The sequence below is a fragment of the Bradyrhizobium sp. WYCCWR15520 genome, from assembly GCF_056174665.1.
Genome location: NZ_JBWBWM010000059.1, coordinates 14,773 through 31,514, shown reverse-complemented (window position 1 = coordinate 31,514; position 16,742 = coordinate 14,773). Strand labels below are relative to the sequence as shown.

Annotated in this window: 11 protein-coding genes and 2 pseudogenes; 8 read left to right on the top strand and 5 right to left on the bottom strand. The window is 60.3% G+C overall.

What is annotated here, in order from left to right; all coding sequences use genetic code 11:
* The 5 genes and pseudogenes from AC0QUY_RS38400 to AC0QUY_RS38380 all read left to right on the top strand — a co-directional run.
* On the top strand, positions 1 to 124 hold a 124-nt coding region (locus AC0QUY_RS38400), incomplete at its 5' end, for an integrase core domain-containing protein (protein WP_474417109.1).
* A gap of 26 nt (positions 125 to 150) precedes the next feature.
* Complete coding sequence (locus tag AC0QUY_RS38395; RefSeq protein WP_474417108.1) at positions 151 to 1,563, top strand: TerB N-terminal domain-containing protein; 1,413 nt, start codon at positions 151 to 153, stop codon at positions 1,561 to 1,563.
* Positions 1,560 to 2,893: pseudogene (locus AC0QUY_RS38390) on the top strand (ATP-binding protein). Before AC0QUY_RS38395 ends, AC0QUY_RS38390 begins: the two are co-directional and overlap by 4 nt.
* Positions 2,862 to 5,099 (top strand): DEAD/DEAH box helicase, encoded by a 2,238-nt coding sequence (locus tag AC0QUY_RS38385; RefSeq protein WP_161855700.1) that lies wholly within the window; start codon positions 2,862 to 2,864, stop codon positions 5,097 to 5,099. The pseudogene AC0QUY_RS38390 and the gene AC0QUY_RS38385 overlap by 32 nt, the downstream one beginning before the upstream one ends.
* 632 nt (positions 5,100 to 5,731) lie before the next feature.
* Positions 5,732 to 6,973, top strand: coding sequence for a Fic family protein (locus AC0QUY_RS38380; RefSeq protein ID WP_161855699.1), 1,242 nt, complete (start codon positions 5,732 to 5,734; stop codon positions 6,971 to 6,973).
* A gap of 1,969 nt (positions 6,974 to 8,942) precedes the next feature.
* On the opposite strand, the gene AC0QUY_RS38375 is transcribed toward AC0QUY_RS38380, so the two are convergent.
* Positions 8,943 to 9,632: an IclR family transcriptional regulator gene (locus AC0QUY_RS38375; protein WP_161855698.1), complete on the bottom strand. Its 690-nt coding sequence runs from the start codon at positions 9,630 to 9,632 to the stop codon at positions 8,943 to 8,945.
* Positions 9,633 to 9,751: 119 nt separating this feature from the next.
* Here AC0QUY_RS38375 and AC0QUY_RS38370 point away from each other — a divergent pair.
* The 3 genes and pseudogenes from AC0QUY_RS38370 to AC0QUY_RS38360 all read left to right on the top strand — a co-directional run bounded on the left by AC0QUY_RS38370 (position 9,752) and on the right by AC0QUY_RS38360 (position 13,000).
* Positions 9,752 to 10,809 (top strand): annotated as a pseudogene (locus tag AC0QUY_RS38370) (ABC transporter ATP-binding protein).
* A 42-nt stretch (positions 10,810 to 10,851) separates the two neighbouring features.
* Positions 10,852 to 12,108: a CaiB/BaiF CoA transferase family protein gene (locus AC0QUY_RS38365; RefSeq protein WP_161855697.1), complete on the top strand. Its 1,257-nt coding sequence runs from the start codon at positions 10,852 to 10,854 to the stop codon at positions 12,106 to 12,108.
* 64 nt (positions 12,109 to 12,172) lie between these two features.
* Positions 12,173 to 13,000, top strand: coding sequence for a citryl-CoA lyase (locus tag AC0QUY_RS38360; RefSeq protein ID WP_057856394.1), 828 nt, complete (start codon positions 12,173 to 12,175; stop codon positions 12,998 to 13,000).
* Positions 13,001 to 13,168: 168 nt separating this feature from the next.
* Here AC0QUY_RS38360 and AC0QUY_RS38355 read toward each other — a convergent pair whose 3' ends face one another.
* From AC0QUY_RS38355 to AC0QUY_RS38340, 4 genes are all read right to left on the bottom strand, one after another.
* Complete coding sequence (locus AC0QUY_RS38355) at positions 13,169 to 13,300, bottom strand: hypothetical protein (RefSeq protein ID WP_256380293.1); 132 nt, start codon at positions 13,298 to 13,300, stop codon at positions 13,169 to 13,171.
* A gap of 949 nt (positions 13,301 to 14,249) precedes the next feature.
* Positions 14,250 to 14,834: an anthranilate synthase component II gene (locus AC0QUY_RS38350; RefSeq protein ID WP_475391161.1), complete on the bottom strand. Its 585-nt coding sequence runs from the start codon at positions 14,832 to 14,834 to the stop codon at positions 14,250 to 14,252.
* Entirely contained in the window at positions 14,831 to 16,225 is a 1,395-nt protein-coding gene (pabB, locus tag AC0QUY_RS38345) for an aminodeoxychorismate synthase component I (protein WP_202639355.1), read from the bottom strand. The genes AC0QUY_RS38350 and pabB overlap by 4 nt, the downstream gene beginning before the upstream one ends.
* A gap of 148 nt (positions 16,226 to 16,373) precedes the next feature.
* Positions 16,374 to 16,685: a Dabb family protein gene (locus AC0QUY_RS38340; RefSeq protein WP_161855696.1), complete on the bottom strand. Its 312-nt coding sequence runs from the start codon at positions 16,683 to 16,685 to the stop codon at positions 16,374 to 16,376.
* Positions 16,686 to 16,742: the final 57 nt, after the last annotated feature.

The following is a 16,742-nucleotide window of genomic DNA, read 5'->3' as shown; positions in this document are numbered from 1 at the left end:
CGCCGAGCTGCCCAAATGGCTTCACCGCTACAATTGGCACCGGCCGCATGGCAGTATCGGTTCGATGCCGCCGATCAGCAGACTCGCTCTGACCAGGAACAACCTGTTGAGGCTCCACAGCTAGAGCGGTGGGTTGATCCTTCGGAAACTGTGGTCGTGCAGGGCGCGCAGATCCCGGGCGGGTTGTTCTATCTGGGCGATTTCGTGAAGTTGGACGACCGGCGCTCGACGGATCAGTACGCGATCAATCCGAAGCTCTCCGCGAGCGCAACTCGCCCTGACGTCGAAGGAAGTTCGATGCCCTATTGGCCGTTCGGACGGCGTCCCGACTCCCGCGAGTCTATGCAGGCCGCACTTTTGTTGCCGGAGCCGCTGCAACGAGACCCTGCGGATGGCCGCATTCACCTCTTTGGCCAGAAGATGCACCGCTCGATGGGCGAACACAAACGCGCCAGCACGAAGATGCGCAACATGCTGGAGGCGGCGGGCTTCGACATGCCGGCGAACGGGAAAGTCACGCCTACGCTTGCCGACCAGCTCGGCGCGGCTCTGGACCGCATCGACATCGCGATAGAGCCGGATCGCCGCTATGGGAGCGGCGTCCCTCAACTCGAGGATCAGGTCATCATCTTCAAAGCCGATGTAGGCGGAAAGGTCGATTCCGAGCGATCCAGCTACAGAGCCGTGAAGGCTCAGGTCGAGGTGGCCGTGTTGGCCGCGGCCGCTGACGGCGATGCCTCGGCCGACGAGTTGAAGCGCGTGGTCGCAGGAGTTCGAGACGCCTCGGATCTGTCCCCGATCGAGCAGGCACGGCTGATCGCCTATGCAGCGACTGTGTTCAACAGTCCGCCCAAGCAGGAGCGGGTAATGCGCAAGCTGGGCGAGCGCAGCCCAGAGGAGCGCACGATCATCGCCGATGCCGCACTAGCGATCATCGCTGGCAACGAGAACGTGGATCCGAGCGCAGTGCGCTTTCTGGAGCGGCTCCATAAGGCGCTCGGTCTTCCGAACGAACGGGTGTATTCCGCCTTGCATCGCGCAAGTCCAACCCAGCCTGCCGACGAGCCCGTCGCCATCTCACAAGAAGTCCGTGCCGAGGAGGTACCGACCCCCGTCTCGGAGAAGGCGCTCATTCCGGCCGAGACGGCCAAGGCGCAGGCGGAGTCGGCGCCGGCATCGACGATCCGCATAGATGCCGCCCGGCTTGCACGTACGCAACGCGAGACCCAAACGGTTTCGGCGCTCCTAGCGAATATTTTCGAAGAAGACGCGCCATCGCCGCCCGAACCATCCCCTGCCGTCTCCGGCACGACCGGCTCGCTCGATGGGCTCGACGCCGCACATGCCGAATTGGTCGAGCTCCTCGAAATTAAGGGATCTCTGCCGAGGGCGGAGTTCGAGCAGCGCGCGAAGGACCTCAAGCTGCTGCCGGACGGGGCCATCGAACGGATCAACGATTGGGCCTTTGACCGATTCGAAGAGGCAATCATCGAGGACGGCGAGTACGTCGTCATGGTAGAGCACCTGCGCAACAGGCTGGCTGAACTGAGAGAAGCGGCATGAATCCATCCACTGCACGCCCGATCAAAGCGAAGGATCGGGACACCATCATCCAGGCGCTCGCCGCCGGCGTGGTGCCACGCATAGGGCTGCCGCACATCCAGGTCGGCCGCGCGGCGGAGATCACCGCGCTGGTTCGCGACATCGAACGAATCTCCGACGGCGGCGCGGGCGTTCGCTTCATTATCGGCGAATACGGTGCCGGCAAGACGTTCTTCGCGAACCTGATCCGTCTCATCGCGTTGGAGCGGAAGTGCGTCACCGTCCACGCCGATCTTGCACCGGATAGACGCATCCACGCGGGCGGCGGACAGGCGCGGGCGCTGTACTCAGAGGCCATTCGCAATATGGCCACTCGCACGAAGCCGGACGGCGGCGCGCTGGGTGCGCTAATAGAAAGGCTGGTCACGGACTCCGTTAAGGAGGCCGCCGATCGGCAGCTTTCGGTGGAGACCGTGATCGATCAGAAGCTCGCTCCCATTCAGGATTTCGTCGGGGGATACGATTTCGCCGTCGTGCTGAAGGCTTATTGGCGCGGCAGCGAACATTCCGACGAGTCGTTGAAAACTTCGGCCCTGAGGTGGCTCCGCGGGGAGTTCTCGACCAAGACGGAAGCCCGCCAGGCGCTCGGGTGCGGACCATCATCGACGATGATAACGTCTACGACTCGCTGAAATCCCTCGCCTGTCTGACGCGGTTGGCAGGATATGCCGGCCTGATCGTGATGTTCGACGAGATGGTCAACATCTACAAGCTGCAGAATTCCCAGGCCCGCAATCAGAACTTCGAGGAAATCCTTCGCATCGTGAACGACGCCCTGCAGGGCAATACCACCGGCATCGGCTTCATGATGTGCGGGACGCCGGAATTCCTCCTCGACACGCGGCGCGGCCTGTACAGTTACGAAGCGCTTCAATCGCGTTTGTCCGAAAACCGCTTCGCGGTGAACGGGCTGGTCGACTATAGCGGTCCGGTCATCCGACTGCAGAGCCTCACGCCGGAAGATCTCCTCGTGCTTCTCTCCAACATCAGGAACGTCTTTGCTAGCGGTGACTCCGTGAAGTTCCTGGTGCCGGACGAGGCCTTGACCGCGTTCATGGATCACTGCAATCGCCGCATCGGAGAGGCGTATTTCCGGACGCCACGCACCACCGTCCGCGCGTTCGTGCAGATGCTCGCCGTTCTTGAACAGAACCCAGGCGCACGCTGGCAGGACCTGATCGGCGGGATCCAGATTGCGCCCGATGCGCCCGATATCGCCGTCACGGAGGAAACGACGCAGTCCGCGGGAGGGGAGGGCGATGAGCTCACCAGTCTCCGTATCGGCAACTGAAGGGGCCTTCGGTCGGCTTCATCCAAAGATCAGACGTTGGATACGCGACCAAGGCTGGGATGAACTTCGCGAAATCCAGGCACGCTCCATCGGCACCATTCTCGACGGGGCGGGGGACGTCGTAATCGCTGCTGCGACCGCCGCCGGAAAGACGGAGGCGGCGTTCCTGCCCATCCTGACTTTGATCACGGATAGGAAGGGTGACGGATTCTCTGCAATCTACGTCAGCCCTCTGAAGGCGTTGATCAACGACCAATTCCGGCGGCTGGATGAACTCTGCGAAGCGATGGAGATCCCTGTCGTCATATGGCATGGGGACGCCTCTCAGGCGGAAAAGCGGAAGGCCATCGCGAAGCCTTCGGGTATCGCGCTGATTACGCCTGAATCGATCGAGGCGATGTTGACGCGGCGCCCGGGCGATGCGCATCGCCTTTTTGCGTCGGCAGACTTTATCGTGGTCGACGAACTCCACGCGTTCCTGCAGGGTCCGCGCGGACTGCATGTGGCCAGCCTCCTGAAGCGCATCGACGCGATGGCTCAGAAGCCAGCCCGCAGAGTCGGATTGTCGGCTACCATCGGTGATCTGACCCAAGCTACGGCCTGGCTTCGTCCGTCGGCTCCGCAAAATGTCGACCTTCTCGTCGCGAAGGCGGATTCTCCGGAGTTGCGGCTCCAGATACGTGGCTACGTCGAGCCGCCGGATCTCGACGATCCCGATCATGCGGAAGGAGCCAGCCAAGACGCTCAAGCGCCTAAGCGCATCGCGCTGGACGCGATCTGTGACCATCTATTTTCGACCTTGCGCGGCACGAACAATCTGGTCTTCGGCGGGTCTCGGCGAACCGTGGAGTCGGCCGCCGACCGTCTTAGGCGTCGATGCGAGAAAGCGGGCGTTTCGAATGAGTTCTATCCTCATCACGGCAGTCTTTCGAAGGTTCTCCGAGAGGATCTCGAGATTCGGCTGAAGGACGGCAGTCTGCCGACGACGGCGGTATGTACGTCCACCCTCGAGCTTGGCGTCGACATCGGCTCCGTCAAATCGGTCGCCCAGGTCGGCGCGCCTCGCTCTCTTTCGTCGCTGCGACAGCGTCTCGGCCGAACTGGTCGGCGGCGCGGGACCCCGTCGATCCTACGCGTGTACGTTCGCGAGCCCTACGTCGACGTCAAGTCGGGGATCCTCGACCAATTGCGTCCGAATACTATCCGGTCAGTGGCTGTCGTCCGCTTGCTGCTGGCTGGGTTCGTCGAGCCTGCTGCGCCCAGCCCCGAAACGACCTCCACGCTGATCCATCAAGTTCTGTCCGTCATCGCCGAACGGGGCGGCATCCGTCCGAAGCCGTTGTTCGATCTGCTGTGCGGGCCGGGACCGTTCAACTCGATCGATAGGGCGGACTTCGCGCAGCTGCTGCGTCATCTGGGATCCGGTGAGGTCCGGATGATCGAACAGGCGCCAGACGGCGTCCTGATGCTCGGTTCGGAGGGCGAGAAGATCGTGCAGTCGCGCGATTTCTTCGCTGTGTTCGAGACTTCGGAGGAATGGCGGCTCACCGCGGCCGGGCGCACGCTCGGCACTCTCCCGATCTCGTTCCCGGTTCACAAGGACAGCCTGGTGGTCTTCGCCGGGCAACGGTGGATCGTTCTCGAGGTCGACGAGGCCGGAAAGGTCCTGTCGGTCGCTCCGCATCCGGGAGGCATGGTGCCGCGGTTCGAGCCGTCTCACGGTGAGGCCGCGCACGACCGATTGTTGGCCGAGATGAGGGCGGTCTACCTCGACAACGATGTTCCGGAATACCTGGACAAGGCAGCCCAAGAACTGTTGGCCGAAGGGCGCGATACCTTTCGGGCGCTCGACCTCGATCGGCGCTCCCTCATTCAGGAAGAGCGCGACCTCCACCTCTTCGTCTGGAGGGGCTCGCAGACCACGGCCGTCTTCAGCGCTGCGCTCGGAATGGCCGGCTTGGAGTGCGGTGTCCACGATTTGGGAGTGACCGTGCCCGAGACCACGCCGGCGCAGATGGTGCCCATTCTGGAGAAATTCGGCTGCATGTCCGCGCTCGACCCTATGGACGTCGCAGCTTTCGTGAAGAACGTTCGCTCAGGCAAGTTTCAGGACTTCGTACCGGAGGCGCTCGCTCAGAAGCAGTGGGCACTTCAGAATGGGCAGTTCGTTGGCACGGCCACGGCAATCGCTAAGACTTTGCGCTGACCATCCGCCGATCCTCACTAGACGCGTGTGTAGCTCCGGCAAAGAAGATCGAATCCCCCCGGAGGCCGCGGTAAAATGGTAGGACTGGTTTTTCGGATTTCGAGCGGCATGTTGTTACCGATCACGGCGTCGAGCCGGCGCCTTCTTGATCGGGCGAAGTTGCCGAAGAGTTCAACCGGTGAGAGCATTCCGCGCCTTTCAAGGACTCAGGCTGCGCCAAAATACTGTCAACTCGAGGTGCACCAAAGGCGGGGCTTTTCGTCGGCAGATGCAAGTGCGCAGAAGGGTGGTCGTTCATACGTCTCTCGCCGGTCATCGTACGGGTACATGCCGCGCGTCGCAACGAACCTGGCGTGCACGTCATGACCATGGCCAGCTTGCAGGTGGCCTTCAGGACGGCCGAGGTGCGAAGGGGTGCTGCACCCCAGCGATGGGTGGATCCTGGAGCACTGAGGGGGACGGCAGGCATGTTGCCGCTTGCAATAGCCTTCGTTAATGGAACATATAGGGAACATAACCCGGCTGAAACTTTCGAAAGCCAAAATAAGCGCCCTCGCGATCGCAGCCTGTTGTGGCTTTTTGTAGGAACCCAAAATATACATAGGAAAATACGACTTCTATTTTGGGTTCCCATGAAGCGCAGCGATCTCAGCCACACGATCCGCGAGAGCCTTAAAAGGCTACCGCCGCCCTACGACTCCCATTACGGGATCGTCCCGCCTGCCCCCCCGGAGGACGGCGTCTTCGTTGGAGGAGCGACGAAGGCCTTGGACGCCGCTCAAGCGGCCTTCGGCAAGGTCGATGCCATCGCGGCCCAGATGAAGGACCCCTACATCGTCAGTCGGGTCCTTACCAGACGCGAGGCAGTCAGTTCCTCGTCGATTGAGGGCACCCAGAGTACTCTTGACGAACTGCTTTCCGTCGAAGAGTCGGGTGACGACGGCGCCCGGGACGAAGCGCGCCAAGTCCGCAACTACGCCGTTGCCTTGGACGGATTCATCCCGAGAGCCGCCAAGGACGGCTACAGCGTCTTCACGATGGACCTGATCAAGGATCTCCATCACGCCGTGATGAAGGATGACCCCGACTACCAGGACGTTCCCGGCGACCTCCGCACGCGCGTTGTGTGGATCGGCGGAAACAAAGACATCGCATATTCTAGTTTGAATCCTCCCCCTCCTGCCGACGTCCCCGCCTGCCTCGCCCAAACGGTCGATTACCTACGGAACGAGGGGATGCAGCAGATGACGCAAGGATTCATCACGCGCATGGCGATCGCGCACACCCATTTCGAGGCAGTGCACCCCTTTCGCGACGGCAACGGACGTGTCGGTCGCCTTCTACTTCCACTCATGATGGCGGCGGAGAAGCATGTGCCTCTGTACCTTTCGCCTTACATCGAAAGCAAAAAGAGTGCGTACTACGCTTCGCTTAAGGATGCTCAACAACGGCTCGACTGGGAGCCCATCATCACCTTCATGGCCGACGCCGTGACCGGTACCGTCGAAGAACTCATCCGAACCCGGACGGCACTTTCGGAATTGTCCGAGCGCTGGAGGCAGCGCCGAAAATTCCGAAAGGGATCTGCAGCCATGCGAGCCTTGGATGAGCTTCATAACTATCCGGTCGTGACTGCGAAGCGGCTCGGCCAACTGCTCGATATCTCGCCTGCACAGATAAATCAGGGCATCGCGCAATTGCAAGAAGCCGGCATTCTGCAAGAGAGGACCGGATACGCGCGCAATCGAATCTACGGCGCTCCCGAAGCTCTCGCGATCATCAACCGCCCGTTCGGCGAAGAGCCTATCTTTGCCGAGGTCGATCCGGACGAGATTGATCCGGACGCAGTTTCGGCCGGCCCAAAAGGGCCGTGATCCGCGTTACATTCGAGGACCAGGCAGTCGATCTTCCCTGCGGTTGGTGGTTAATAGCCCGTAAGATGGCAGGCTGACGATCATCACCGGCACGATCGAGATGCTGGCATTACGATCATGGTGGCCGGCACCAGACGATCATCATCATCGGTGGCGCCGCCGGCGATCAGTAGCGCCTGATCCATCAATTGGATCGGAATGTCGTCCGGTCGGGAGCGAAAGTGGGCAGTAGAGCGTCTAGTCGACCCTGCAGCTTCCCTTCAGATCTGTCGTCGTAAGGCGCGGGGCTCCGGCAGCACAAGGCTCAAAGTAGCATAAGAAGCGCCGATCATCGGCCGACGCTACGCCGATGATCAGCATGATGCCGCTGCTCATCGGCGTGTTGATCGACACAGAGCGAGCATGAGACGATCATCGCCACCGGCATCATCATCGTCAGCACCAGCAGCAGCGCCGATCGTGGTGCTGACAATTGTTGACAGCCTGCGGTCATCGATCGCTTGCGATCACCGCGAAACCTATTATCTTCCTTACGGCGAAATCTTAGCGGCGTTAATGTTTGGCTCCGGGCCCGGCCGCCGATTTCCCCTGATAGGCATCGAATTTACGAAATCGTCTCGTTCTTAAAGCCCTGAATCAAATCGCTATTATAGCCCGAGCGAGTCGTTCTTGACGTGGACCAACAACCTAAACCGCAAGGGCGATCCAGGCAGGACTCGAAACTGGAATGAAACCGCTATGAAAGACGGGCTCTAACTATTCAAGCGTGGGAGAGACATTTGCGGTCGCTCGCAAGCGCCCCTCATTTGTAGTTTCGTCGCTCCAGCTGTTGTGTCACGGCTTCCTCCATTACATCCCACGCGGCGCGGTCGTCCTCCAAAGCGGCCTGCTTTATCGCCTTTATGATTTGTGGCGACATCATTGTCAGGAACTGCCTGCTATTACCGAGCGAGCTTACTGTCGATCGCCGCTTTGTAGAACTTGCGCGTGGCGTGACGTTTTGGTTGGCCGAACGTCGGTGGTTTGCGCATCGCCCTTTGGCGCAACAACGCTGATTTGATGACGAAGATCCCAGGCGCAACGTCGCCCTTTGGCAGATCGCGCGATCTCACTCCAGTTGCGAACGACCAGCGCGATTTGGCTCAAGCCGCTGACTAAGCTGACGGCACTGGAGGTCGCCGAGCGTTCGATTCGGTTGATCAATCGGGCGGACTCAGCAGGCATGGCAAGGCCTCTACGGCGTCATCATCACCCTCAGCTCCTCGCGATGGGCACCACCATCATGGCGATGGGAAGACGGCACTCAGAGGGCCCACCGCGCGGACGGGACAGTTCGTGGCTGGGACGTCGGCACAAGACGCGCAGCGGGCAGCTGCATGTGCTTTGAATAAGAGCCAGTGCTCCGGCTAGCCGGTCTCAAGGACGAAGGCGGCACTGACGTACAGCTCTGCTTTCGAGGGCGAAGCGGAATTGTTGTCCCTGATCTGAGACTCACCGATTTGAGGCTGACCTTCGCCTGGTCCAGACGTGCCGACAGGAACATCCCGATCAGAGAAAGCTTCGGAATCTGGCGAGTTCCGTGATGTGATCGGCTAACAAGATTTCCGTTACGAGCGGAGGCTGTGGCGCTGTGTGGATCTCGTAAAGATGACGTGTGACCTCAGGCTTCGTCATAAACTCTCGTATGCAGTCGTCCAGCGTGCCTTCCGCCAGCTGATAGGAGCTTCTGTCTGCACGTCGTTTGTTGTTTATGGAGGGCCATTTGCGAAGCGTGGCGGGCGCATCGAATCGCATGTGAATGCCATTCGCCTCCATCATCTCTGTTGTCGATCGTTCAATGTGGCTGCTCCGCCTCTGAACAGTCGGGAAATGCCTGATTGCCTCATGCTGCGCCATAAGACATTGCCAGCCTTTGCCGAAGCCGCGTCTGCTTCTTTACAAAATGGCGCAAAGCAGATGCCCTCAAAGATCAGTATTCGCTTGCGGGCAGTAACCCCGCTAAGGCCTTGGCTTCCGATTTGAGAGCCTCGATTGCCGCCTTGCGGGCTTTGGCATCGAAGCGCGTCTTGATCGCTGATAGCGAAAGGGCACCCCTCAGGTTGCCGTGTACGTCCATCAACGGCACGGCCGCCGCGGCGGCCTCCGGATCCCGCTCTCCGATCGAAACATAAAAGCCTCTATCGCGGATCTTCTTCCCTTCTACGTTCGTTGGCTCGCGGAATGCAGTGAGAATTCGACCGGCGGCGCCGCAATCAATTGGCAATCGCTGGCCTTCTTCGAGATGATGTCGAACTGAACGTGGAGAATTGACGCGGTAAAGACAGATGCGTTCGTCGCCATCTGCAACATAAAACGATGCAGTTTCTCCCGTTGCCTCAACCAGACGCCGAAGGGATGGCCGGATGACTTCGCCAAGATCCAGACCGCGCTGATAGAGCGCCCCAAGACGCCACAATTCCGGTCCTGGTCGAAACAACCGGTCCGCGCCGCGGACGAGAAAGCCATCAGCTTCCAAGGAAGAGGCCAATCGGAGCACTGTGCTCTTGTAGAGGTCTGTCATCTCGGCAATCTGCGTCAGCGTCATCGCAGACTGCTCCGGGTCGAAACTTTTCAGAATCGCGAGCGCTCTCCTGACGGCGTCAACTCCTATCTTGCTCATCCTTACTCCAAGTTCTGAACAGTAGAACCACCGTAAAATTGAGGTGCTAGAGGCTATCAAATTTGGAGGAAGATAGTTCTGTTTGCCAGAACAGATTGACCTTTTTCACACGCAGGACTATGAGTGCACATAACAGAACGAGTTCTGAAATGCGAGACAATGGAACGCCACCAACGCTGGCCGTTGACTTGCGCGAGGTAATGATCCGCTTCGGCGCATTCATCGCAGTCAAAAGCATGAACGTCCAGGTAGGCGACGCGGAGTTCGTTGCGGTGGTGGGTCCAACCCATTGCGGCAAGTCCACCATCCTGAACACTGTCACAGGCCTCTTCAAACACGCCTCGGAGACGTTCAGATCTTCCGCAAGCCGCTCACGAGACTGAATGATCAGTCCGGCTACATGCTCCAACAGGCGGGCCCAATGCCGTGGAAGATCGCGCAGGACAACATTGGGCTCCGGCTCGTCCTTCAGGGCAAGTCAGTCAAGGAGGCGCGCGCCGAGGCTCGGTTCGGCGTGACGGGGTTTGAGCAGCGTTATCCGCATCAGCTATCAGGCGGGCAACGCAAGCGCGCGGCGATGCAGACGCTCATCACGGAGCCGAGAGTATTTCTTCTGGACGAGCGCTTCTCGGCCCTCGACGTTCACACGCGCCGGCTGATGCACCGCATCCTGCTCCGGCAGGCCGGGCGCCGCTCGTTGATCTTCATCACCCATGATCTCGATGAGGCGATCACGCTCGCTGACCAAGTCGGCGTGATGTCCGCGGGGCCTGCAAGCGGGATGGTCGGCGAGCTCAGGAAGGCGCTGCCTGATCGCCGGGACGTCTCCGCGCTGCAGACCACGGACGAGTTCGTCGCGCTCTATCTCGAAATTTGCTCGCTACCTGGCGCTAAAGTGGAGAAGAGCTATGCCGGCCGAACTAAACTCGTTGTCGCGCAAGGCGCCATATTTGTCGCTCTTGTCCCGATCTCGGAGCTCGGGGGGCGATCAGGCATCATCGACGCGTTCTTGTTTCCGGGGCCGTCGACCCTTGTCGTCGGCAGGATGAGGGAGTGGACGTCGACGCCGGATTTCCGGGGCGATGTTGGAATAACGCTGGTCGAGACGATCCTATCGACTTCAGCCAAAAACTTCACCAATCGCTTCGCCGAGCGTGCGACCCAGCAACTGCAGTAGCAACCGCAGCGGCCGAAGATACCGCAAAGAAGGCTTCGTCAGATGTCCCTGCCGCTCACCGGTATCCGTGTCCTCGACCTGTCGAACGTATTGGCAGGCCCGTTCTGCGGCTACCATCTCGCGCGCCTCGGCTCGGAGGTCATCAAGATCGAAAACTCCCGTGGAGGCGATCTCGCGCGGCGCCTTGGCGCCGATCCGCAAAGGGCAGAGCGCCTTCAGGGCCTCTCCTTCGTCGCCGTGAACGCCGGTAAGCAGTCGGTGGCGCTCGATCTGAAGTCAGAAGCGGGAAGAGAAGTGTTTTTCAGGCTGGTGTCCAAGGCCGACGTCCTTCTCGAAAACTTCCGGCCCAAGGTCATGGAGCGACTTGGTCTAGGTTTTGACGCGTTGCGCAAGCGCAACCCACGGCTCATATATTGTGCGATCTCAGGCTTTGGGCAAAACGGTCCTTGGTCCGCCCGCCCGGCCTACGACCAGATCGTCCAGGGCCTTTCCGGCGCGATGAGTATTACCGGTGATGCAGCCACGGCTCCGCTGCGGACCGGCTTCCCGATCTCTGACACCATCGCCGGGCTAACGGCCGCCTTTGCCATCTCCGCGGCACTCGTCGAGCAGCAGCAAATGGGCAGGGGCCGGTTCATCGACGTGTCGCTGCTCGAGGCGACAATCGCAGCTATGGGATGGGTGGTTTCCAATCACCTGAACGGCGGAGTCGAGCCGCGGCCGATGGGGAACGAGAATTTCACGGCCGCACCCTCCGGCACGTTCCGTACCGCAACCGGCCCGCTGAATATAGCCGCCAATGAGCAGAAACACTACCGGATCCTTTGCGATCTGATCGGCCGGCCGGATCTGAAGACAGATCCGCGCTTCGCTAAGCGCGAAGCACGTAAACTGAACCGCGGGGCGCTTAGCGATGAGTTGAATGCGGCCTTGAGCTGCAGGCCTGCGGAGGAGTGGGAGGTACTGTTGAATGCCGCCGGCGTCCCCGCCGGCTGTGTGCTGACCGTTCCGCAAGTTTTGCGCGAGCCGCAGTTGCTGGAGCGCGGCTTTATCGAGGCGCTGCCGCTCGGCAGGGCTGGCGAACTACCATTACGCATTACGCGCCCTGGTTTTCGGCTGGATGAGGCGTTTCCTGTCCCCGCACTCCCTCCGTCGCTCGGTGCGGACACAGAGCGATGGCTGGCTCGGCTCGGTTATACCCATCCGGAAATTGAGCACCTTATCGCAAGCGGTGCCGCCGGAACGCGACGTCAAGGAGGAGCTCCGCGGGGCCGCCCGGCGATGGGTGGAGCAGCGTGACGGGCAGGGCGTTGCGCGCAAGCAAGCTTCGGCCGGACATAGGCTGACGAGATCGGAGAACAGAATGAGCGAAGCGCAGCTGCGAGAGCAGGCCGCCCATTGGTGGCGGACCTCCATATGCGACATTGCGCCCGGGCGGATCGCCTACCGCGGATACACCATCGAGGAATTGATTGATCATATTTCCTTCCCGGCAATGATCTGGTTGATGCTGCGCGGCGAGCTACCCACACCGGCGCAGGAGCGGCTGTTGCAGGCTGCACTGGTCGCATCAGTGGATCATGGCCCGCATGCACCTTCTATCGCCATCGCGCAGATGGCTGTCAGTTGTGGGCTTCCGCTCAATGGCGCGATGGCTTCCGCGATCAACACGCTCGGCGACCTGCATGGCGGAGCGGGGGAGCAGGCGATCGAGCTCTACGACGAGGTCCTGCGACGCAGCGAGACCAAGAATATGGATGAGGCTGCCGCTGAGGCAATCGATCATTTCACCGCCACGCGCAGCAAATATCTGCCCGGCTTCGGTCACCGGTTTCATCCCGTCGACCCGCGCGCTGACCCGCTGCTCGCACTAGTCGATGCTGCGGTCAGTGATGCTGCCGTCAGCGGTCGCTACGCCAGCGCTGCGCGCGCGATCGAGCGCGTCATGCGCGAGCGCAAAGGCAAGCTCATCCCGATGAACGTCGATGGAGCCACTGCAGTCATCTACGCGGAGCTGGGCTTTGCTCCACCCCTAGCCCGCGGCATCTTCTGCTTGTCACGCGCGGTTGGCATCCTGGCGCATGCATGGGAGCAGACCGGACGCAAGGACCGTAATAAAGGGCCAATGCCCAAGCAGTTCGCCTACAAATATCAGGGGCACCCAAAGCGCGGCCTGAAAGAAGCGCCATGATGTACCTTGAGGGACTGCCGCAGCTCATCCAAATGCGCGTCTTTTCGGCCGTGCACGCCAAATTTCGCCGGCCCGGAGTCCGCTCCGATTGGACGGACGCAAACCGTGTACGCAAGCCCCGGCTGACTGCTTCATCGAGGGGCCGTCGTTCGATGCGTCTGGAAATCTTTATCTGGTCAATATTCCCTTCAGCCGCATCTTCAGGATTGCACCCGATGGCTTCTGGTCCTTGACCATCGAATTGAGGTTGGCCGAACGGTTGAATTGCGCTGATGGCCGCATTCTGGTCGCCAACTGCATGAATGGGCTCGTGGAGCTTATGCTGGTCGCGGCACAATCCATACGTTACTCGGTCACCGAATTCCGAGTCGTTCATGGGCTGCAATGGCCTGTATATCGCCTCCACCGGCCCCATCTACTTTAGCGAGTTAGACCGGACTGCACGACCAAACGGACCGCGTGTTCCACCAGCGTCCGGACCAACGACTAGGTTGCCTGATTTCGAAGGGCCCGAACTGTCTCTTGCTCGATCCGCATTGGTCCGTAGTGTTCATAGCAATGAGGCGCGATAACACCCTTGGCGCGTGCCCCTGATGAAAGATGGTGGTGTCGCACACGTAGGTAGGTTTAGCTCATTTTTCGGAACGAGCGGTCCCGTCGCAGATCTTGGCACTTCATAATACAGAAGGATGTAGCCACGTCCTCAAAACAGCGGTACGTTGGCAAGCTGCATCTTTCTGCCATTTCAATCTGCTTGGTTCGAATGGTCTCAGACCGTCGGCCCTTGCGGTCGCGGCGAGCGGACCTGGCGCCAAACCGACCACTTCCACGCCGCTATGAAGAGAGGCCGCGAGCTCGGGGGTAGGCTAGGCCGTTTGCTGGGGGGGCTTAGAACGGCACACGCACTTTTCGCTGCGACGTTAACAGTCGGAGACCAAGACTATGATTAACATCTTATCGTCCGTCGCCCTGCGACGTGGCGGGGTTGCGCGACCCGACGCCGGGCCGCGGGCCACTGGGCACCAACGTCCGTAACACCCGCGCAAGGGCGCATTTGGCTCAAGGCGGAACCGCTGCTTAGTGCCCGCCAAAGCTTCGTCGGGTGATCGCGGCGCCGATTTCACGTTGATTTAACTTGCTGCCATTCCCTGCCCTAAGCGATCTGCTTAGTATCTATCAGTCTCGTAGAAGGTGACGATTCGCTTCCGTGCGTTGAGCTGGCAAGTGTGCGACACGCTCTCCGATATCCTCACGATTGGCAAGTCTCTGCGAGTCGCAAGAAGTTCATCAGTAGCACCTGCCCTTGTTGGGTAAGTATCGATTCCGGGTGGAACTGTACGCCATAGGTCGGATGAGAGCGATGTGCGAGGGCCATGATCTCGCCTTCATCCGAACGCGCTGTCACCGTTAGTTGCATTGCGCATGACTCATCGAGCTCAACAACAAGAGAATGGTAGCGGCCAACGCAAAGTGGGGACGGGAGGTTCTTGAACAGTCCGCGGCCGTCATGGGTGACGTATGAGGACCGGCCGTGCATCGGACGACGGGCACGCGCGACGCGTCCGCCGAACACGCTCCCAATACACTGGTGTCCGAGGCAGATGCCGAGAATTGGGAGATGACCTGACAGCTCGCGGATTACGGTTGTCGACAGTCCGGCCTCCATTGGCGTGCAGGGACCGGGGGAGAGGACCAGCGCGTGCGGCTTGAGGCAGGCAAGATCGCTGACGCTGACGACGTTATTCCGGATCACTGCCGTTGCGGCTCCCAGCTGGCGAAAATAGCGGGCAATGTTGAAGACAAAGGAGTCGTAGTTGTCGATGATGACAATCAAGATGCACCAGGTGTGTCAGCACGAAACGCGTCAAATATGCGCTGCGCCTTGGCGAGCGTCTCCTCGTATTCGGCCTCTGGATCCGACATGGCCGTGATCCCGCCTCCTGCATGAAATAGAGCCAAGTCATCGTCGATCGTGACCGTGCGGATCGCGATATTTGTATCCATGTGCCCGTTGAAGCCGATAAAGCCGATCGCCCCGCAATAGACCTCTCGCGCCACCCGCTCGATCTCTGCAATGATTTCCATCGATCGCACCTTGGGCGCCCCGGTGATGGAGCCGCCGGGAAAGCAAGCTCGCAATAAGGTGACGGCGTCTTCATCTACGGCAAGTTCACCCGTCACGGTCGACACGAGGTGATGCACTGAGGCATAGGATTCCAGGGCACACAGCGCTGGAACCTCGACCGACTGCGGCGTGCAAACGCGTGACAGATCGTTGCGCAGGAGGTCGACGATCATCGTGTTCTCGGCACGGTCCTTTTCGGACGCGAGGAGGAGTTCAGCGCGGCGCCGGTCGTCTTTGGAATCAGCGGAGCGCGCGGTCGTGCCCTTGATGGGGCGCGTTTCGACTTGCCGTCCATCAAGCTTGAGGAATCGTTCCGGCGAGCTCGAGGCAATGGTCAGCTTGCCGTACCGCAGGAGGGCTGCAAAGGGAGCCGGGTTCAATGACCGTAGCCGACAATAGAAGGCCAGCGGATCAAATGAGCTCGATAAGCGAGCGCTGAAGCGCTGCGCAATGTTCGCTTGGAAGACGTCGCCAGCCAGAATCAAGTCGATGACGCGCTGCACCGCCGCCATATAGCCCTCACGGCTGAAGTTAGAATGCCATGCGCCCGCTGTGGCGGGGAAGTCATTCCGCGGCGTCCTTGGGCGGTCGAGCAGCGCTGCAAACTCATCGGCCCGACGACGCGCACGCTCGCGCCGTCGTGCGGGATCCTGCTCCGGCCAGCCGGTCGAGACGATCCAGCATCTGTTGTCACGGTGGTCGAAGCTGATGACCACGTCATAGAAATGCAGGATGGATTGCGGCAACCTCTGACCGGAGATTGCCGGCGCGGGCAGTCGCTCCAGTGTCCTGTTCAGATCATAAGCAAAGAAGCCGGCCGCACCGCCCTGGAATGGCGGCAGATCGGGACGATGCTCTTCTAGGCACCTCGCGAGCAGGCTGCGAAGCGCTCGCCACGGTTCGCCCGCGAGAGCCTCTGTGTTGTAACTCGCCTGTCCGTCCGTGACCGTATAGGTGCTGAACGGCTCGCAGCTCAGATAGGAATAGCGCCCAAGCAGTTCATGCGTTGCCGCGCTGTCGAGAAACGTCAGGTGCGGTCGATGCGCGAGACAGCGCATCGCGGTGACAGGCTCAATCCACCGCAGTTCACGGACGTGCATCGCCTTGTCAGTCACCGACAACGGGCGGCTGGTGGGACGCGCTCCGATTGCGAATCCCACCGTCGTCTGGCACCCACAAGCTTTTGAGACCGATTGCCAGATTAACCCCCGCCAGTTGACCCGAAGCGCTCATTAACTTCGCTTATCGCTACTGTCGAGCGAACCGCGCATCGGCTGATACATTATAGTCGGCCGCGAACCGTAGCTCCCGAAGGGGTCGTACCCGCCTGATCGATTCCTGATACAGATCATGCGCTTTGTACGCTGCCAGCTCCGTCTCGTTGTCGAACTCACCATACACCACCACGTCGATCTCGTTACCGAGCTGGTCGGTCTTGTAATTGCGCGCAATCTCGAGCCGACGTGCATGCGGGATTGTGGTGAGAACCGATAAGCCTTCGATGATTTGCTCGATATGGGCCTGATCCTTGGCGCTGAACAAGACGATGTGACGAATCATGGGTGGCCTTAAGGAGTGATGTCGCAAGGAGGTAGCTTTACTATCTTGGGATCGAGC